Here is a 20,918-nt window from a genome sequence, read left to right as displayed (position 1 = left end):
TTTTTTTAAAAAGAAAATATTGGACCTTTGTCATCCTTCTAAAAACAATACTAACAAACAATTAATCGGGGCCCAAATATGGACGAAAATTTAATGATGATATGGCAGAGGTGTCTTCAGTTTATGCGTGATAATTTAAACGCAGCTGAGGATGATTCTGATTTGAAAAAGCTTGAGAAATCTTTCGACCTGTTATTTGATAAAGTACAGCCACTTTCCCTTGCTGACAACAACCTTACATTAATTGTTCCCAGTGATTTTTACAAAGAATATATAGAAGACAACTACCTATCCCTTCTTTCTGCAGCCCTGAAAAAAAATATTGGAAAAGGAGTGAAATTATGGTATTCGGTAATGGAAAACAGACCAAGCGGACTGGAAAAACCTGTTACCATGAATATGAAAGGAAAAAGCGTTCCTACCCCAAAAGTACAGGAAACAATGCCTCAGGGATTTTCTTCCAATATTGTAAATCCTTTTGTAGTTCCAGGAATTAAGAAAGTTAATATTGATTCTAATCTGAAGGCAGATTTTTCTTTCGATAATTATGTAGAAGGAGAAAGTAATAAATTTGCGGCTACAGTAGCCCGATCAATTGCAAAGAGACCGGGAGCAACCGCTTTCAACCCATTATTCTTATACGGAGGTTATGGTGTTGGGAAAACCCACTTAGGGCAGGCTGTAGGTCTTGAAGTAAAAAGCCAGTTTCCGGATAAAGTGGTTCTTTACTTATCTTCAGAAAAATTTATTCAGCAGTTTATTTCTGCTGCTAAAGCACATAAACAAACAGAATTTGCAAACTTCTACCAAATGGTGGATGTATTGATCATCGATGATATTCAGTTCTTATCAGGAAAATCAGCCACGCAGGACAGCTTCTTCCACATTTTTGATCACTTACATCAGAATGGAAAGCAGATTATCCTTACTTCTGATAAAGCTCCTGCAGATATTATGGATATTCAGGACAGGATTGTTTCCCGTTTCAAGTGGGGACTTTCTGCAGAAATAAAATCTCCGGATTTAACAACACGTAAGAGAATTATTGAGAATAAACTGAGCAGAGACGGAATTGTTCTTCCTGACGATATGCTTGAGTTCCTTGCCTCTGAAGCAAAAACAAACGTAAGAGAGCTTATTGGTATTATCAACTCTGTAATTGCTTATTCTACGATCTATAAAACAGATTTAAGTTTAGAGCTGTTAAAAGAAACCATCAACAGGATTGCTGCCAACCAGAAGAAGATCATCAATATTCCTTACATCCAGGAAGTGGTATGTGACTATTTTGGAATCAAAAAAGAACAGCTTTTATCCAAAACAAGAAAAAGAGAAATTGCTCTTCCAAGACAATTGGCTATGTATTTCTCAAAAGAATTCACGAACTCTACATTTAGTAAAATTGGTGAAGAAATGGGCGGAAAAGACCATTCAACTGTAATGTATGCTTGTGATACCATTAAAGATGTATCAAAAATAGACAAAGAAGTAAAGAAGTACGTCAAAGACCTTACAGAAAGAATCAAACAGTAGAAAATAATCACTGAAATAAAATAATAGAAATGAAGAATAGGTTTATTCTTCATTTTTTATTTAGTTTTGCTGAAGTAAAAGGGTCTTATAATTAATTTTTTTTCAGAATGAAAATACTAATGGTCTGTTTGGGAAATATATGCAGAAGTCCTTTGGCAGAAGGAATTATGAAAACAAAAGTTCCGGAAAGCTTTATTGTAGATTCTGCAGGAACAATTTCTATGCATGAAGGGGAGCATCCCGATAAAAGAGCGATAAAAACAGCTGCCAACCATGGGGTTGATATTTCTAAACAAAGATCAAGACCAATCACCAGAACTGATTTTGAGACTTTTGATAAGATTTACTGTATGGATATCGATGTTTATGCTGATGTGGTCTCAAAAGCTAAAAATGAAGACGAGCGCCAGAAAATATCCTTATTTTTAGAAGCCGCAGGAGATCATAAAAATGCAGAAGTTCCGGATCCTTATTGGGGCGATATGAAAGACTTTGAAAACGTTTTTCAATTATTGGAAAAAGGCTGTAATGCCATCAAAGAACAAATACCAAAATAATAATCATGAAAAAACTAGTGTTGTTATTTCTATTGAGTTTCAGTTTCTCTTTTGCCAAAACCAAAGATGAAACCGAAATCCGTAAACTGATGGATGACTTTATGACCTGCATCAAAACAAGGGATGAAGCTAAATACTTATCTTTATTCCAGGAACCCGTACTTTGGACAGGGATTTATAAAGAAAGAAGCCAGGCAAAACGTCTGGAAAAAAGTCCTACAGCCAGTGCATACTTTGCAGATGATTATAAGGACTTTATCAAGAGTTTTTCAGATGACAAATCTGAAGAAAAATTTGACAATATAAAGATTATTGAAGACGGAGCCATAGCGTCGGCCAATTTTGATTACAGCTTTTGGTATGACGGTAAAATGGAAAACTGGGGAAAAGAGATCTGGACATTAATGAAAATCAATGGCGTCTGGAAAATCACTTCCGTTACCTTCTCCATGGATCTTACCAAATATTTCCCACAACCTTCACTCAACGAAAGAACAAAAAAATAATACAATGCTTTTTTTACTCCCAGCTTATTTATCAGAAAACACCTCTATTAACCATTTTTCGCCCGTTTTGAAGGATTATATTATGCAGACGGACTATTTCTTCGTCGAAAATGAAAAGACGGCGAGAAAGGTGATTAAATTCTTTGCTCCGGAAAAGAAACAGGCTGATCTGAAGCTGTTCTTACTGGATAAATACACGGAAGGAGCTGATATTAAAGAAGCACAGGATCTTATGTTAAAAGGACAGGATTTTGGGTTGCTTTCAGAGGCCGGGCTACCTTGTATTGCTGATCCGGGGAACCTGATTGTAAAATGGTGTCACGAGAAGAATATCAGAGTTATTCCTATTTCCGGGCCATCATCCATTATTCTTGCCTTGATTTCAAGCGGATTCAATGGACAGGAATTCACGTTCCACGGCTATCTCCCTATTGATAAAGGAGAGAAGAAGAAACAGATTATGCACCTGGAAAGTTTGGCTCAAAAAACAGGGTATTCACAGATCTTTATGGAAACACCTTACCGGAATAATCAGCTTTTTGAAGATTTAACGAAATTCTTACCCTCCAACACGAAGCTGTGTATCGCTGCCAATATCAACGATCCTGAACATGAATTTATAAAAACAAAAACAATAAAAGACTGGCAAAAACAAAAGCCGGAACTTCATAAGATCCCGGCAGTATTTGTTCTTGGAAAATAAGTTCTCTCTGAGATTGAGTAAATAAAGTTGATTTCAGCAATAAAAAATACGGGATCTGCTCAATCTGTGAGTGTTGAGTTCTGTATGTGTTTTTAAATCAGTATTTTAGTTTGCAGGTTTGTTGAAATGAAAACAGAGTTTAATAAAATCTAAGTATTTAATCTGAGAGCGGTAAAAAATTAGGATTGGCTTGTTTTACTCAATAATTCATAGGATGAATTTATTAAGTTTTTTTTATCTTTTTATCTCATAATATTTAACAGCCCTTAACGCATCCTTTGCATCATTCTTGTCTATTATCATATAACTTAAAGAATATGCGGATGACAAAAATGTAGAGATAAGTTAAGTTATTTTAATGATTACATTGTGATAGTGCAATAAGAATCCGGGCATCTGCGATGCCCGGATTTTTTCTGTATTTATAGGTGTTATAAAGTGAAAACTCCATTATTTATTTCTACGTGATTTCCATTTTCTCCAAAGAAAAACAATGAATGGAAGAAGCAGGAAATAGGGCCACAATGAAATAATCCCAAGGAAAAAGCTTACAAAACCATTCCAGCCTTCTGTAAGGGAGTCTATGAACCGGCTTCCAAATCCTATTTTGGAAGTCGCTGAACTTCTTACTTTTTCTTTATATAAACTTACCTCCAAGGTACTGTAATTGACCCGGTCGTCAATAAAACGAAGCCTTCCTTCTGCTACATCAATTTCATCTTCCAGTTCCCGGATATTCTCCTGGATTTCCAGCATATCTTTTGTGGTGGCAGCACTTTTGAGCATATCACGGTACTTTTCAAGATATATTTTCTTGTTGGCAAGTTTTATGGAGATATCAGTGTATTCTTCAGTAACGTCGTTGGATGAAATGTTTTTGGAAAGAACAGAGCCCACCCCATTTGAAAAAGAATTAACAAGTTCATCAAAATTTTTATGGGGAACACGAATGGTCAGGTCCAGATGATCATCGGTATCGGTATTTTGAAACTGTTCTTTTTGAATATAAGCTTTATTCTTATTTAAGATATCATTGATCTGAGATTGTGCTTTTTTAATATCTCCTACCTGGATTCTCATGTCTCCATTTTTAATCACTTTTCTTGAAATCGTATCTATTTTCTTGGGAATACCGGTAGAGGTTAATGCAGATGCTTTTGAAATTTCAGCGGGTGGTGGAGGTGGTGGAGGAGCAGAAGAAACCTTATCTTCAGGAATTACCTCCATTAAATCTACACTCACGGCCTGTTTGTCAGCATTTGATTTACTGCAATTTATAAGGATAATAAAAAATAAGGGTAACAATAGAGTTCTCATAGATAGTTTATTATAATGTTATCAAAAAGTATGCTTGAAAAATTTATTTCCAAGGCAATACTACCTAATATACTATAAAGGATGCTTTTATTATTGTAAAGGTTGTAAGGAACCCGAATTATTTTTGGCAAACAAATAAAAATAATATTTTAAGGGAACTCTGAATGGCAGATAAGAGATTGTTCGGTGATAAGTGTAAATGTTGAAGAAGGTTAGTATCTGATTCCTGTTTTTTTAAGGATGAAACCCAGCAGCCAGATTGGCCCGATCAATAAAAACTGAAGATCCTTTAGAAAGGAAGGCTTTTTACCTTCAATTTGATGACCGATAAACTGGAAGATCCATGTAATAATAAATATGGTAAGATAGATGATCCATGATTGTTTTCCAAATTGGACATTAGTAAGATAGATAAAGTGTTCCGTTGCCAGCATCATGAAAATCATGATGACACTGATCAGGAAGGAAAGCCGTAGATAGAAAAAAGTAACCAATAAAACGGTAATCATACTTACAATACTGATGCATCCAAAGTAATAAAAGCAGAAATGTGGTGATGGGATGAGAGAAACGAAGCCCAGGAGAGCCCAGAAAATCAAAGGTACGCAGATCCAGTGGATCAATTTGTTGGTTGCGTTTCTATGGCTCTTGCTATATTCTGCAAATAATAAATCAACCTTTCTCATAGTTATAGTGAATTTGGTAAATGCTAAAATAATAAAATTTTGTAATCGGGAATAAGTTTGCTTAAATTTGTGATATGTCTGCCCTAGAAAAATTCGGAGTTGAAATTTTTACCCAACGCAATATCTTTGAGAGAATTGCTGTTGACAAGCCGTTCCGTCCCGATAATCCGGCGTTTATTTTTATTAAATCTGGAACTCTAAAGCTTAGGCAGCATTTCAATGACCTGGAGCTTTCATCCAATATGTTTATGGTAACCGATCCACAAACGATTTATGAAGTTGTAGCGGTAAGCGATGATTTCCAATCCCGAATGGTTTCCTATAAAAGAGAATTTATTTCTACTTTATCATTGAAATTCAATCGCTTGATCACCTATCGTTATTTCAGACAGCAGATGAACAAAGGAGTCCCTTTTCTGGAAAGTGAAATGGAGGTGGTTTGGAAAAGCGTCAATTTCCTGAAGTATATCCTGGATTCTGAAACGGAAATGCTGTACAAAAAAGAAATGGTGGAACATCTTTTTTCTGTTTTCTGTTACCAGATGGCAGGAATTATCTCCAAAGAGGATAACAACTCTATGAACCAGATGTCCAGACAGGAAGAGATTGTTTTTGTATTTCTTACCGATCTTGCAGAGTATCATCTTACAGAAAGGACCGTAGAATTCTATGCAGAACGGCAATCCATTACAACCAGACATCTTTCGTCAGTCGTGAAGTCTATTACAGGAAAATCCGCCAGCCAGATTATTGCAGTTATTGTCATTAATGAAGCAAAAGTGCTTTTAAACTCCTCTAATAAACCGGTTTCAGAGGTTTCTTCTATTCTCGGATTTAGTGATCAATACTCATTTTCACACTTTTTTAAGAAACATCTTGAGGTAAGCCCTAAACAATACAGGCATCAGTTTGAAAACTAAAATCCTACATTTGAACATCTTTTTCCAAAAATCAAACATTTGATTGATTTTGGTATTGCTTTAACTTTGTATCCGTAAAACAAGGTAAAATGACAAAGAAAATAAAAACAGCACTATCTCTTTTGATAGCAGCTTTTCCTGCGCTGTTTTTTTCACAACAGATTAAACAGATGACCGCCGGGGAGGTTGCCGAACTGGCAGTCCGAAATCACCAGCAGTTAAAAGTTTCTGCACAGAATATTGACATCGCCAAACAGAACACCAATGTTGTAAAACTTCAAAAATTGCCCACCATTACGGCTTCTACAAGCCAGTTCTATTTGGGAGATGCAGTAGCTATTGACAAAGATTTTTCAAATTCCACCACTATTCCCATGCCTCATTACGGAAGTTCGTATGCGGTACAGGCGACACAGCTGATTTTCAAAGGAGGATTGGTGAATAAGTCTATTGAAATGGCCAGTCTTCGGGAGCAGCTTTCAGAATTGGATCTGGAGAAGAACAAGCAGGATGTGAAATTATTAGTGATTTCAAATTATCTGGATGTATACAAAACCCTAAATCAGCAAGAAGTATTTCAAAACAACAAAAAGCTGGCTCAGGAACGTCTTAAAAATATCCAGAAATTCTACCAGCAGGGTATGGTAACCCGAAATGAAGTGATCCGTGGTGAGTTGGCTATTAAAAACCTGGACCAGGGAATTCTAACCCTTTCCAACAATAAAAAGATCCTTAACTATAATTTAAATATTGCGTTAGGCCTACCATCTGATACTGAGATTGTTCCTACCGAAAGTATTGAAAATAAAGAATCAGGAATCGGGATGGATTATTATATGAGCCTTGCTCACGACAGTAATCCACTGCTGAAATCAGCACAGAAAAACAGAGCTATAGCTGACAAGAATATCGAAATTATAAAGACTGATAACATGCCTACCATAGCTGGATTTGGGGGGTATACCCTGCAAAGGCCGATTACCACAAGAAACCCTGTGTTGGATATGTATTCCGGAGGATGGCAGACCGGTGTTTCCCTTAGCTATAATATAGATACACTGTATAAAACAAAAGAAAAGGTAAAATTAGGTGAACTGCAAAAGAACCAGGCTGATGATGTCATAACGTTGACAGAGCAGAATATAGACATGGGAGTGAATGCAGCCTATACAAAATACCAGGAAGCAATTCAGCAGGCGGATATCCTGAATGATTCAAAAAGGTTGGCGGAAGAGAACTATAAAATCACGGAAGCTAAGTATCTGAACCAATTGGCCGTGCAGGCAGAAATGATTGATGCCCAGAACCAGAAACTGCAGTCAGAACTTGATTATGCCAATGCGGAGATCAATGTTTTGTACCAGTACTATAACCTTTTGAAATCTACAGGAACACTTTAATTTTAAACTGAAAATCAGCACAATGGAAAACAAGGAACAAACGACTCAAAATACACCTCAAACTCCTGCAAAACCAAGTGGAGAAGGTAAAAAAAAGCAAAATAAAAAAAATAAGATCAGAGCAATCATTTCCAACATCATCGTTTTTATGTTGATTGGTTTCGGATTGTTTTGGTTAATCCGTGAATATTTTCATATCGGGAATAAAACCTATACGGAAGCGGCTCAGGTTGAAGAATTTATTAATCCAATCAATACAAGGGTTTCTGCCTATATCAAAGACATTAAGTTTATAGAACACCAAAAGGTAAAGAAAGGAGATACCCTGGTGGTTCTTGACAATCGTGAAATCCTGACACAATTGGGACAAGCTGAAGCTGCTTATCAGAATGCAATAGCTCAGAAAACAGCTACAGGTTCTTCTGTAAACACAGTTTCCAACAACATTAATGTAATGGAGTCCAATATTGCCGGTGCCAAAGCCAGACTTTGGAATGCCGAACAAAACTTAAACCGATATAAAAATCTTCTGTCCGCTGAAGCAGTGACAAGACAGCAATATGACCAGATAAAAACTGAATATGATGCCCAGAAAGCAGCTTATGAAACATTGGTCAATCAAAAGCAGTCGGCGAATCTTTCTACAACGGAAGTGAAGAGCAGATTAGGAATCAATGATGCAGAAATTAAAAGAACGAAGTCTGCTTTGGACATGGCAAGAATCAACCTTTCTTATACGGTCATCACAGCACCTTATGATGGGGTAATGGGAAGAAGAACGATTTCTGAAGGACAGCTGATTCAGCCGGGACAACAGGTAGCTACCATTGTACTGAACGGTCAGAAGTGGGTTACCGCTAACTTCCTTGAAAGTCAGATGCCTAATATTAAAATCGGTGAAAAAATAACAATGTCGGCAGATGCTTTGGGGGGTAAAAAGTTTGAAGGAGTGGTGACAGCAGTGTCTGCGGCCACCGGATCAAGATATTCAAGCGTACCTACCGATAACTCTACCGGAAACTTCATCAAAGTGCAGCAAAGAATCCCTGTAAGAATTGAATTTACAGCTTCCAATAAAAAAGAAGATATGGATAAACTAAGCGCAGGAATGAACATGAATGTGAATATTAATTAAGACTAAAAGGTGGAAGATGTCAGATTTCAGACCAAATGCTTTGAATGAAAACTGAAGATGAATTAAAAGTCTGTTATCTGATATCTGAAATCTATTATCTAAAAAAAACATGTACAATAAAGGATTATATAACGACTGGGTACCTAAACCCGTACAGCTGCTACTGATTGTATTACTGCTTGCAGTGGTAATGCCGCTTGGTGGGGTGTATACCGGGAATATCAGCCATTTGGTGAGCGGTACCGGAGCGTTAACAGAATATTTCATGTGGGCAAATTATGCCACTACCATTGGGATGGGAGCATGTATGCCGGTTGTTCTCAGAATGAAAATGAGATTCAAAGTAAGAGATAAAATGGTATTGCTGCTTGTGCTTTTGGGGCTTTTGAGCTATGTGAATGCCACTACTTTAGAACCCATGATTTTTGTTTCTACCTCTCTTCTGATTGGATTTATGAAAATGATGGTGACTATAGAGCTGTTTCTGCCATTAATGATGATGATCGGTAACCGGGGAATGTTTTACGGATTGTTTTATACATTTGTTCTGGTAATGAACCAGGTAGCAGCTTATTACGCTGCTAAGTTTGCCCTTCTGTACAACTGGCAACAGTTTTACATCTTTACAGCAGTTTTATGTTTTGCATTGGCGCTTATCCACTGGATCTTCATGCACAATAAGTATTTTGCACTGAAAGTCCCTCTGCACTACATCGACTGGCTAAGTATACTGCTGTTTATATCCACTTTTATGTTTTCGGCATATGTGTATGCTTTTGGAAGACAACAGGATTGGCTGAATTCAAAACATATCATTAATGCAAGTATTGCGGCCTTTATAAGCTTTGCACTGCTTAGTATACGTCAGTTAACTTTAAAACGGCCTTACCTTTCATTTAAAATATTTACCAAAAATAATGTTCAGCATGGTTTGTTTATGTTGTTTTGGTTGGGAATGTTTTTAGGAACAGCCTCTCTTCAGAATACTTTTGCAGTGGGAGTTTTGGGATATGACCAAGTGACGAATGCCGGTCTTAGTCTACTGATGATTCCCGGAATTGTCTTAGCCGGAGCTATTGCCGTTTTCTGGTTTAAAAAGGAAAAACCGCTGAAGATGTATATATTTTCAGGTTTTGCCGGGATGATAGGATATGCTATCATTATGTATTTCTCGATGGTATTGGAATTTAGTTATGATCATTGGTATCTGCCCATGTTCTTAAAAGGCTATGGAATGTGTTCACTGTTTATTTCAGTATGGTTCTATACTTTAGATAAGCTTGAAATGGATGAAATGCTTGCCGCAATAGGGTTGGTATTGGTTTGGAGAACCTTTTTGGCTGTAGGTATTTTTTCAACTCTGTATTCGTGGTTTCAATACCGGTTTCAGATTACAGCAGTAGGAGACCTTGCTGTCTATATGGATGGAATGACGGTTACTCCTCAGAATGTAGCTGCCAATATGAAGGCTATCCAGCTGAATGCTATTATTATTGCTACCAAAAAGATATTCGGATATATCATTATGGTTGGTTTTGGAGTATTGTTTTATGTAATTACCCATCATTTTGGAGCCAAGCGTTTCCAATACCTGAGATTTGTAAGAGTAATTGGCGGAAAATCTGTTATTGCAAGAAGAAGACTTCATGAACGAAAAAAATTATTAGAAGAAATAAAAGACGCAGCCGGACCTGCGGTATAAAAAATAACCTTGTTTTTCACTAGTAAAATCCCGGATCCTGTATAGGCTGGGATTTTACGTTTTTTATGAATTTATACATGAAATCCGGACTGCATAGCCTTTTAAATTATGAATAATTTCAGCTTTAGTTATTTTTATTTAGAAGTAATAAAAATTATCTTTGTTGGATTATAAAACTTCGAGTAGAAAGAATGAAAAAGCAGTATGCATTCATAGGTCTGTTAGCTTCAGGATTATTATTTTCCCAGACCGCTAAGGATTCTATAGCCTCTAAAGGTATTGATGATGTGGTGATCGTAGCCTCCAGAAAACCTACAAAAATCTCTGAAATTCCAGGAACAGTCTGGGTGGTTCAGAAAGAAAAAATTCAGGAACAGGCCAAAAGCGGGGTTCCTATTAAAGAAATGCTTTCCATCCTAATTCCAAGTATGGATATTGGTCCACAGGGAAGAACTAACTATGGACAGAATATGAGAGGACGTTCTGCGCTGGTAATGATTGACGGAGTTTCATTGAACAGTATTCGTGCCATCAGTCGTCAGCTGGACGCTATTGACCCGTTTAATATTGAAAGAATTGAAGTGCTTTCCGGAGCAAGTTCCATTTATGGAGGAAATGCAACGGGGGGTATCATCAATATTATTACAAAAACCCCTTCCAAAAAAGGAATCAGTGGAGAAACTGAATTGGGAGCACGTTCAGGATTTATGGGTAAAGATGACCATGACTTCCGTACTGCACAGTCTATTGCAGGAAAAGGAGAGAAATTCTTCGGAAGATTGGGAATTGCTTACCAGCAAAATGGGGGAGTCTATGGTGCAGACCAGCATCAGCTTTTTACCGATATTACACAAACCGACCTTCAGTACAACCAGTCTGTTGACATCATGGCTACAGGAGGATACCAGTTTAATAATAAACATAAAATAACAGCTTCCCTTCAGTATTATAACTCTAAGTTTAATGGAGACCGAAGCCTGTTTTTAGGAGAAAATTTAAGTGCTTTTACAAAGAAAAATGCTTCTTTGCTGGAAATGAGAGACGGTTTTTCTTCCGATAAAAATGTAGGAACAGAACGTTATATGGGAACCGTAGCCTATACCGGAACCGGAATTCTTGGCGGACAGGACCTATATGTACAGCTGGCTACCCGTGGTGAGAAATTAGGATTTTATCCTTTCCCCGGAAATGTGACATTGCAGAGCGGAAAAATAGCCTATATGTCATCTTCACAGCAGGATACCGACTACTCAGGGATCAAAGCTTTATTATCAAAATCATGGAGAGGACTGAATGTTACTTATGGAGCGGATATTGATTTTGAAAAATTTGAAGGAAATCAGTCGGTTTATGATATTGCTAAAACAATGTCAAGCGGTGGATTGATCAATGAAACAAAATACAGATTAGGAAGATATCCTACCAACCATTCTCAGAGTTATGCAGGATATGTTCAGGCAAAGTACAATATCCTTCCCAAGTTACAGGTTAATGCAGGAGTCCGTTATCAGAATATCACTGTAAAAATGGATGATTTTGTGGGCTCTGAGCAGCAGACTCAGGTAGCAATGGGATACGGAACATCAGCATCTGCCATTCCCGGCGGGGAGAGTTCTTACAATGTAACCCTTGCGAATGCCGGATTACTGTATAAATTCAATGAACAGCACCAGGTTTGGGGAACATTTTCTCAGGGGGCAAGTTTGGCAGATCCTGCAAAGTTTTATGGAATCGGGACCTATAAATTGAATGGAACGAACTGGGATGTGGTATCAAGTATCAATGTAAAAGATCAGCCACTACAGGCGATCAAAACCAATCAGTTTGAAGTGGGGTACCGTGTCAATAAAGGTGGATTGAGAGCACAGGTTGCAGGGTTTTTAAGTAATTCTGACAAGAGTGTTGCAGTAGATAAAAAGACGTTTCAGATCCTGGTGAATGATTTGAAATTAAGGAATATGGGAATTGAAGCTGAGGTTTCCTATGCTTTAAGCAATGGGTTTTACTTCGGAGCCAGCGGACTTTTGATTAAATCTGAGGTAGATAATAAAGGAGAATGGCAAAAGCAGGAGATCTATAACGCTTCTCCATCAAAATTAGTGACTTATATCGGATATACTATTAAGGACTGGTCGTTCAGATTTCAGTCGCTACAGAATTTCAAACAGAAAGACGAGCTTAATAATGTAGTGGAAGGGTATAATACCTCTGATTTAATGGTTGGCTACCGATTCAACTGGGGTAAATTCAATGTAGGAATCCAGAACCTGTTTAATACGGATTATCAGACGATATGGAGCAAGCGCTCTCAGGTTTTATATTCTTCTTACGGACTTCCTGAACTGTTTAATTACAAAGGAAGAGGAAGAACATTCAACCTGTCTTATACATTTGATTTTTAAAAATAGATTAGGGTATACAGCCTTAATCTGAATGATATTTTCTTAGACATCCGGTTTCTGACGCTAGCTGGAAACCGGATATTAATTTTAAAAAAAAATTTCAGTTATGGCGAAAATTTCAACAGGGCAGATTGTTGCCGAAGTGACCAGAAAAGAATACATCACTGACCATTTTATCAGGGTTTATTTATATTCACCTGAAGTCCATTTGTTTAAAAACACAGTGGTAGGAGATAATAATAAAATTGCAGTTCCTCCGGCTGGGTTAAGCGAAATTCATTTTCCAACCCTGGATGAAAATCATCAATGGGTATATCCTGCTAAGGAAATTGCTCCGGCTATCAGGACTTATACACATAGAGGAATTGATCTGGAGAAAAATGAGCTGATCATTGATTTTGTAGATCATGGAGACGGTGGTCCGGCCTCAAAGTGGGTGAGAGATGCGGAAGCTGGTTCCAAACTGGGAGTGATGATGCGGCTGGATGGAAAAGAGCTGTATCCTGAAGCCGATTGGTATTTATTAGCAGGAGATGCTACCGCAATTCCTGTTTTAAGTGCTATTTTAGAAACCCTGCCGGCAACTGCAAAAGGGGTCTGTATCATTGAAGTTCATGGAAAAGAAGATGAGCAGCTCTTAGCAACTCAAGCAGATATTGATTTTAAGTGGCTTCATAATGCGCAACCTCAGACCGGCAGTAAGATGCCGGAAGCGGTAAAAAATATCGAAATTCCTGAAACCCGGAAGTTTGGTTATGTGGCCTGCGAGTTTTCAAGTGTTAAAGAAATCCGTACTTATCTGAGAAAAGATAAAAACTGGACTTCCCAGGAACTGTATGCGTATTCTTACTGGAAAGCGGGAGTTGCTGAAAATGAGTCCCAGGCGGACAGACATAGGGAGAAGGATTCGATGGAGTAGGTAATAGGTAATAGGTAATAGGTGATAGGTTGTGGTGAAGAGAAGAAAAGTAAAGAATAAGGATGTACTGTTAAAATTCAATAGGAGTGGACTTTAGTCCGCTTACCATATCCCTCAAATATCATCTGGCTTTAGCCAACCCCCAAAATAGTAATTACTCCACTCATCTTTATCATTTAAAGACCGAAGAAAAGCCTTCGGTTGACAGTGTTGCGGATGTTGTATTACTGAGATTGGGACGACAAATTTTCAATTTTCAACTTTTAATTCTCCATTTTTAACTTGTATCTTTGCAGCATGAAAGATTTAATGGGCAGAGCAATCTGGGATTATTATCACAATGACAATCCGGAAGATCTGCAGACTGAAACATCAATTTCTGAACTGGATGAACTTCCTGTAGATTACTTATTCAGAGATTTTGAAGAAATGAATGGTATTGAGCAGAAGGCACTGCAGTTATCCGGAGGAAAAGTTTTGGATATAGGGGCAGGGGCCGGTTCTCATGCTTTGTATCTTCAGAATGAAAAAGGCCTTGAGGTAGTGGCGCTGGATATTTCACCAAAATCTGTTGAAGTTTGTAAACTGAGAGGGATCAAAAATGCTGTCTGTGAAAATATTCTTGATTTTTCGGGAGAAACTTTCGATACTGTTTTATTACTGATGAATGGTACCGGAATTTTTGAAAGTCTACCTAAAATAGACCCCTATCTTCAAAAATTACATGCTTTATTAAATGATAACGGGCAAATTCTGATCGACAGTACTGATATTCTCTATATGTTTGACCGGGATGAAGATGGTGGTGTGTATATTCCTGCCGGTGGATATTATGGGGAGCTAGACTATGTGGTTCATTATAAAGGGGAATCTGAGGAGCCAATCACATGGCTGTATCTCGATTTCAATACCCTTAAAAATGCAGCGGAGCATAATGGATTTAGAGTAGAACGGATTCTGAAGGATGAGGACTCTTATTTGGCAAAACTGACCAAGAAATAGCAAGCATTGGCATACGAAACAATTTTGCCGATGTTCATATATATTGTCATTCCGTAAGACTGGATCTTACGGAATGATTTTTTTAGCCCCGATAGAAACGGTTACCCCGCAGCCAGATTTGGACTGTTTAGCTTGGGCGCGAGGAGTAAAAGTGGATAGCGGGAATCAGCTTCTAAAAACGTATGGTAAAACCAATATTTTATCTGAATAAACGGAGAATCTTAAGCAATGGATATATGGAAAACCAATCCCGGTAATAATAGGACATCAGAACAGCCGTTCCAATGCATAAAATAACAGGGAAAATATAGGACTCTGCCTGATAAGGAAGCTTTTTGGGAATAGTAGCTACCCAGATACCGACCAGGCTTAATGTTCCGATTACTATAATTCCCATTTCAGGACTGGATCGTGAGGTGGTGGTGAAGTCAAAATGAGATTGAAATACATATTCCTGCAAAAAGAAAAAAAGAAAGCCGAATATCAATGTAAGGAGAGCCGGGAAATATTTTTTTAATTTTATTAAATTCAGGCACAATAAAATAGCTCCGGGAATGGTACCCAGAAGAACACTGCTTATAAAAACGGTCATTCTAGAATACAGTTTGATAGCAGTAGGATCTTCTGTAATATGATCCTTCCAAAGCTCTTTTTCTTCCGTAAGCTTTGCTTCTTCTGCATTTTTTTTACTTTGAATCAACTCCTGAACGGCGGTTTTTTCCTCTTCTGTAAAAACCCGTCCTCTTTCTTTTAATAGCTCAAAAGCCATCGAGACGGCTTCTGGCACAAAACGATTGCCTTCTTTTATATATTTTTCTAATTCGGAATCTGAGAGTTTCCTCAGTACGCTTTTATTTACCATATATATTTGTAAAAACGTTTTTATATTGAAATATTTACCTTATCCTGTGTTTATAAATGATACTGCGGATCATATTATAACATCAAAAAAGAGGCTATCTTGGAAGAAAGCCTCTTTGTATATGAGTGAATGGGTAATTATCCGATCTCAATACCGTTTTCGACATTGCTGTCATCCGGTGTTACGAAAGATAATTTTCCATCAGGTTTAGTCGTTAATAGTAACATTCCCTGAGATTCAATTCCTCTGATTTTTCTTGGAGCAAGGTTCAGTAAGATCATTACCTGCTTTCCAATCAATTCTTCCGGAGTGAAGCTTTCGGCAATTCCTGAAACAACAGTTCTTACATCTACTCCCGTATCTACAGTAAGTTTCAATAGTTTATCTGCTTTTTCTACCTTTTCAGCTTCTAAAATGGTTGCTGTTCTAAGGTCTATTTTAGTAAAGTCATCAAATGTGATCTCTTCTTTCATAGGGTTTGCGTTAGGGTTTGTTTTTTTATTGTTTTGTTTAGTGTCTTCCAGCTTTTGGATCTGAGCTTCGATTACACTGTCTTCAATCTTATTAAATAATAGGGGAGCTTCTTCAATTCTGTGTCCTGCTTCAATATGGATTTTAGTATTTAGTAAATCATTCCAATCCTTTTTTTCAATATTGAAGTAACCAAATAATTTTTCAGCAGAGAATGGCATAAATGGTTCACACAATTGAGCAACAACTGCTGCAATCTGAGCTCCAACAAACATAGCTTGTCCTGCTTCATTTGGATCGTTCTTTATTGTTTTCCAAGGTTCAGCATTTTGAAGATATAGATTACCATAATCTACAAGTCTCATGAAAGCACTTAAAGCATTTCTGAATTCATATTTTTCTAAGTGATTACTTACTTCTTCTATTCCGGTTTTGATAGCAATTCTGCTTTCTTCATCTAAAATACCATTCGGAACTTTACCTTCAAAATTCTTATTTGTAAAAGAAATAACTCTATTAATAAAGTTTCCAAATTTATTAACCAATTCAAAGTTATTTTTAGCCTGGAAATCCTTCCATGTAAAGTTATTATCTTTTGTTTCAGGAGCTGATGAAAGAAGAGCATATCTTAATACGTCCTGTTGGCCAGGGAAATCTTCCACATATTCATGTGCCCATACCGCCCAGTTTCTTGATGTTGAGATCTTATCGTTTTCAAGGTTCAGGAATTCAAAAGCAGGAACATTAGCTGGCATGATGTAATCTCCGTGAGCTTTCATCATCGAAGGGAAAATAATACAGTGGAATACAATATTATCCTTTCCGATAAAATGTACTAAGTCACTGTTTTCACTTTGCCAGTAATCCTTCCAGTCTTTTCCGTTTTTCTCAGCCCATTCTTTAGTGAATGAAATATACCCGATAGGAGCATCAAACCAAACGTAAAGTACTTTTCCTTCCGCATTCGGAAGAGGAACAGGAACTCCCCAGTTCAGATCTCTGGTCATCGCACGTGGTTTCAGTCCGTCATTTAACCATGACTTAACCTGTCCGTATACATTCGGTTTCCAGTCATCTTTGTGCCCTTCAATAATCCATTCATTTAAGAAGTCTTCATATTCATTTAAAGGAAGATACCAGTTCTTCGTTTCTTTAAGAATAGGAACATTTCCACTGAGCATGGATTTCGGATTGATCAGTTCTGAAGGAGAAAGGGTAGACCCACACTTCTCACACTGGTCACCATAAGCATTCTCATTGCCACAGTTGGGACAGGTTCCCACAATATAACGGTCAGCAAGGAATTCTCCTGCCTGCTCGTCAAAATACTGCTCAGAAATTTCTTCAGTAAATTTTCCTTTTTCATAGAGAACCTTAAAGAAATCCTGGCTGGTCTCATAATGTTTCTTGGAAGTTGTTCTTGAATATTCATCAAAAGAGATTCCTAAATCTGAAAAGGATTTTTTGATGATCTCGTGATATTTATCCACGATATCCTGTGGGGTAACCCCTTCCTTTTTAGCTCTTATGGTAATAGGAATTCCGTGCTCATCTGATCCACAGATAAACGCTACATCCTTTCCTGATCTTCTCTGAAATCTTGCGTAAACATCCGCAGGAATATAGACACCTGCCAAATGCCCTATATGAACCGGTCCGTTTGCATAAGGCAAAGCTGCCGTAATCATCTTTCTGTTTGACATTTATAGTAAAGTTTTGACTGCAAAGATAAGGATTATCTCTTGAATACCGCTCTTTGTGGAGTTATTATGCCTGACACCTTTATTTTTTTCCATGTGGATATGAAATAAAGTTAAACATATGTTTAACAATTTGTTAATTTAGTATAAATACTATGCTATGCATAAGTCGTTGTAAAATATTGGAATTTAAAATTTTAACTAAAATAGGTTTCGTAATATACATAATTTTAACTAAAATTATATTAAATTTATAATAATTCTATTTTTTTTATAAATTGCGAGTCTGGCTTCAGGCCAAAATATGACTGAAAAAACGAAACTATAAAAAAATATGATTGTGAATAACTTTACAACAGTATTAAAAATTGCGCCTGCTTTTTTACTGGCCAGTACAGTAATGCATGCGCAGAACAAGGATTCTATTCCTCAAGAAAAAAAGATTGAAGAAGTGGTTTTGATTGGGTATGGAAAGCAGAAAAAATCTGATCTTACCGGTTCTATTACTTCTGTCACTGCAAAAGACTTCAACGGAGGGGCAACTTCTGCCGGACAGCTGATCCAAGGGAAAACACCCGGGGTACAGATTACCAATAACAGTGGTGCTCCGGGTTCCGGAACAAAAATCAGAATCAGGGGTACTTCTTCTTTAAGTGGGGAAAACTCTCCATTGATTGTTATTGATGGAGTTCCTCAGGATTTTGTAGGAATGAATGGGGTTTCTGACCCGTTATCTCTCATCAACCCTAATGATATTGAAACATTTGATATCCTGAAAGATGCTTCAGCTACTGCTATTTATGGTAACAGAGCTTCCAATGGTGTGATCTTAATTACAACCAAAAAAGGAAGTTCCGGAAAGTTCAAATTGAATTTTTCCACTGTTACCTCAGTGTCTACCAAAATGGGAAATGTAGATGTACTGACCGCGCAGGAATTTAGAGACTTTGTCAATACTTATGCTCCGGACAGCTACAAAACAAAATTGGGAAATGCAGATACCAACTGGCAAGACAAGATTTATCAGGCAGCATGGGGTACAGATAATAATGTGGCCCTTTCAGGAGGTATTAAGGGACTGCCTTACCGCTTATCATTAGGCTATAACGAGCAGAATGGAATTGTAAAATCAAATTCATTCCGAAGAACTTCAGTAGGTTTGAACTTAAATCCAAAATTCTTTGACAATCATTTATCAGTGAATGTAAATGCGAAAGGAACTTTTACGGATAACCAATTTGTAGACGGTGGAGTGATCAAAGCGGCTACTTATTTTGATCCTACACAGCCGGTGTATTCAGGAAATACTAAGTATGGAGGTTACTATGAGTGGCTGGATCCAGGAGCTGCCACCGGATTTAATGCCAATGCGAATTCAAACCCGCTGGGAATGATTAATGGGGTAAGAGATGTATCATCAGTAACAAGAGGACTGGGGAATATCCAGTTAGATTATAAATTTCATTTTCTTCCTGACCTGCATTTCAACGTAAATGCCGGATATGATTATACAAAAAGTAAAGGACATAAATTTAAGGATGGTAATTTAAGACAAGGGTATACCGATAAAGGGAGCTCGAATTTTTATTCTATGGAAAAGAATAATAAGCTCTTGGAAACCTACTTTAATTATGTAAAGAATATAAGTGCAATCAATACTGGTGTAGACATTACAGCAGGATATGCTTATCAGGATTTCCGTTTGAGTATTCCAGGAGCCGTTACCTATAGAGGAACCGGAATCAATGCACAGGACCTGAATTTTGAAACGCAAAATACACTGATCTCTTTTTATGGAAGAGCAATTTTTACGGTAGCTAATAAATACATTATTTCAGGATCTGTACGTAGAGATGGTTCTTCGCGATTCTTTAACGGAACGAAAGATAATGTATGGGGTGTCTTTCCGGGGGTTTCCTTAGCGTGGAAGCTTAACGAAGAGAGTTTCATCAAAAATATTTCTGCAATCAGCACATTGAAACTGAGAGCAGGATGGGGGAAAACAGGACAGCAAGAACTTCCGGCACTGGGAGTTAATGGGAATAAACCCAATAATTACCCTGCTTTTGCTTCCTATAATCCAAGTTATCCCGGAGCGGGCTATCAATTTGGGAATGAGTATTATTTTATGTTCAGACCGACCAACTATAACCCAAATCTTACCTGGGAAACTACTATTACAAAGAATATAGGTATAGATTATGGCTTTGCGGGCAATAGAATTACGGGATCCATCGATCTTTTCAGAAAAGATACTAAAGACTTATTAGTGTATGCTGATGAGCCTGCAGGAGGTTTGAGCAACGCCAGCTGGCAAAATGTAGGGGACATGAAAAATGAAGGGATCGAAGGAAGTATTACTATTGTTCCTGTTAAAAATGAAAAAACAACCTGGGAAGTAAGTTTCAATGCTACCCATTACAAGCCGATAATAACGAAGTTGAAAGACAGAGCTGATGAATCTTTCAATATGGAAGTTGGAGGTATTGAGGGTGGTTCTGGAAATAGAATTCAGGCTCATGCGGTAGGGTATGCTCCCAACGCATTCTGGGTATATCAGCAGGTATATGATACGAACGGAAAACCTGTAGACGGAGCTTATGTAGATAGAAATGCAGATGGGGTAATTAATACGAAAGATATGTATTATTATAAATCGACTACTCCGGATGCTATTTTGGGCTTTTCTACAAAGGTTTCTCATAAAAACTGGGACTTTGCCCTTAGTGCAAGAGCCGTGTTAGGAAACTATGTGTATAACAATATGGCATCCAACAGTTCTTTACAGTCTGCATCTACCAACGAATATCTTCAGAATGTATTTTCTACAGCACCGGAATATAAGTTTTCAGTACCTCAATACAAATCAGATATTTATGTAGAGAATGCATCCTTTCTAAGACTTGACAATATCAACGTAGGTTATAATTTCGGAGAAATTTTTTCTAAAGGAAGTAATCTGAAAGTATACGGTATGGCGCAAAACGTTTTTGTGATCACAAAATACACAGGAGTAGATCCTGAAGTTTTTGGCGGAATCGATAACGGATACTATCAGATGCCTAGAATATATTCTTTAGGCTTTAACTTTCAATTTTAAATA

Annotated in this window: 16 protein-coding genes; 12 read left to right on the top strand and 4 right to left on the bottom strand. The window is 37.4% G+C overall.

The genetic code is table 11. The features are described 5' to 3' along the window. Positions 1-78 precede the first annotated feature (78 nt). The 4 genes from dnaA (at position 79) to JML65_RS00880 (ending at position 3,299) form a co-directional block, all read left to right on the top strand. Positions 79-1,533 (top strand): chromosomal replication initiator protein DnaA, encoded by a 1,455-nt coding sequence (dnaA, locus tag JML65_RS00895; protein ID WP_047485393.1) that lies wholly within the window; start codon positions 79-81, stop codon positions 1,531-1,533. Between the two features lie 107 nt (positions 1,534-1,640). After that, a complete protein-coding gene (locus JML65_RS00890) occupies positions 1,641-2,090 on the top strand; it encodes a low molecular weight protein-tyrosine-phosphatase (RefSeq protein WP_047485390.1) in 450 nt (149 codons plus the stop codon). Positions 2,091-2,095: 5 nt separating this feature from the next. Next, a complete protein-coding gene (locus JML65_RS00885) occupies positions 2,096-2,596 on the top strand; it encodes a nuclear transport factor 2 family protein (protein WP_202269637.1) in 501 nt (166 codons plus the stop codon). Positions 2,597-2,600: 4 nt separating this feature from the next. Beyond that, positions 2,601-3,299 (top strand): SAM-dependent methyltransferase, encoded by a 699-nt coding sequence (locus tag JML65_RS00880; protein ID WP_202269636.1) that lies wholly within the window; start codon positions 2,601-2,603, stop codon positions 3,297-3,299. 450 nt (positions 3,300-3,749) lie between these two features. On the opposite strand, the gene JML65_RS00875 is transcribed toward JML65_RS00880, so the two are convergent. Then, positions 3,750-4,616, bottom strand: a complete 867-nt coding sequence (locus tag JML65_RS00875; protein ID WP_202269635.1) for a DUF4349 domain-containing protein — start codon at positions 4,614-4,616, stop codon at positions 3,750-3,752. 212 nt (positions 4,617-4,828) lie between these two features. Beyond that, positions 4,829-5,302 carry a DUF962 domain-containing protein gene (locus tag JML65_RS00870; RefSeq protein ID WP_115917165.1) on the bottom strand — a complete coding sequence of 158 codons (474 nt, stop codon included), beginning with the start codon at positions 5,300-5,302 and terminating at the stop codon, positions 4,829-4,831. Positions 5,303-5,376: 74 nt separating this feature from the next. Here JML65_RS00870 and JML65_RS00865 point away from each other — a divergent pair, with 74 nt between their 5' ends. The 7 genes from JML65_RS00865 (at position 5,377) to JML65_RS00835 (ending at position 14,782) form a co-directional block, all read left to right on the top strand. Then, complete coding sequence (locus JML65_RS00865) at positions 5,377-6,222, top strand: helix-turn-helix domain-containing protein (RefSeq protein WP_047485374.1); 846 nt, start codon at positions 5,377-5,379, stop codon at positions 6,220-6,222. Positions 6,223-6,311: 89 nt separating this feature from the next. Then, on the top strand, positions 6,312-7,622 hold the full coding sequence (locus tag JML65_RS00860) for a TolC family protein (protein ID WP_202269634.1): 1,311 nt from the start codon (positions 6,312-6,314) through the stop codon (positions 7,620-7,622). 22 nt (positions 7,623-7,644) lie between these two features. Then, positions 7,645-8,757, top strand: coding sequence for an HlyD family secretion protein (locus JML65_RS00855; protein WP_202269633.1), 1,113 nt, complete (start codon positions 7,645-7,647; stop codon positions 8,755-8,757). Positions 8,758-8,866: 109 nt separating this feature from the next. Further along, the gene (locus JML65_RS00850; RefSeq protein WP_202269632.1) at positions 8,867-10,459 is read left to right on the top strand and encodes an MFS transporter; all 1,593 of its coding nucleotides are present in this window, start codon (positions 8,867-8,869) and stop codon (positions 10,457-10,459) included. Positions 10,460-10,650: 191 nt separating this feature from the next. Further along, positions 10,651-12,861, top strand: coding sequence for a TonB-dependent receptor (locus JML65_RS00845; protein ID WP_202269631.1), 2,211 nt, complete (start codon positions 10,651-10,653; stop codon positions 12,859-12,861). A gap of 106 nt (positions 12,862-12,967) precedes the next feature. Then, positions 12,968-13,780 carry a siderophore-interacting protein gene (locus JML65_RS00840; protein ID WP_202269630.1) on the top strand — a complete coding sequence of 271 codons (813 nt, stop codon included), beginning with the start codon at positions 12,968-12,970 and terminating at the stop codon, positions 13,778-13,780. Between the two features lie 297 nt (positions 13,781-14,077). After that, positions 14,078-14,782, top strand: a complete 705-nt coding sequence (locus JML65_RS00835; protein WP_202269629.1) for a class I SAM-dependent methyltransferase — start codon at positions 14,078-14,080, stop codon at positions 14,780-14,782. Positions 14,783-14,981: 199 nt separating this feature from the next. Here the strand turns inward: JML65_RS00835 and JML65_RS00830 are convergent, their stop codons facing one another. Further along, positions 14,982-15,644, bottom strand: coding sequence for a hypothetical protein (locus JML65_RS00830; protein ID WP_202269628.1), 663 nt, complete (start codon positions 15,642-15,644; stop codon positions 14,982-14,984). A 137-nt stretch (positions 15,645-15,781) separates the two neighbouring features. After that, the gene (gene metG / locus JML65_RS00825) at positions 15,782-17,818 is read right to left on the bottom strand and encodes a methionine--tRNA ligase (protein WP_202269627.1); all 2,037 of its coding nucleotides are present in this window, start codon (positions 17,816-17,818) and stop codon (positions 15,782-15,784) included. Between the two features lie 337 nt (positions 17,819-18,155). Between metG and JML65_RS00820 the strand changes: the two genes are divergently transcribed. Further along, the gene (locus JML65_RS00820) at positions 18,156-20,915 is read left to right on the top strand and encodes a SusC/RagA family TonB-linked outer membrane protein (protein WP_202269626.1); all 2,760 of its coding nucleotides are present in this window, start codon (positions 18,156-18,158) and stop codon (positions 20,913-20,915) included. Positions 20,916-20,918 lie beyond the last annotated feature (3 nt).

The organism is Chryseobacterium sp. KMC2 (genome assembly GCF_016756935.1).
Lineage (GTDB): Bacteria > Bacteroidota > Bacteroidia > Flavobacteriales > Weeksellaceae > Chryseobacterium > Chryseobacterium rhizosphaerae.
This window is presented reverse-complemented; position numbering and strand designations above follow the sequence as displayed.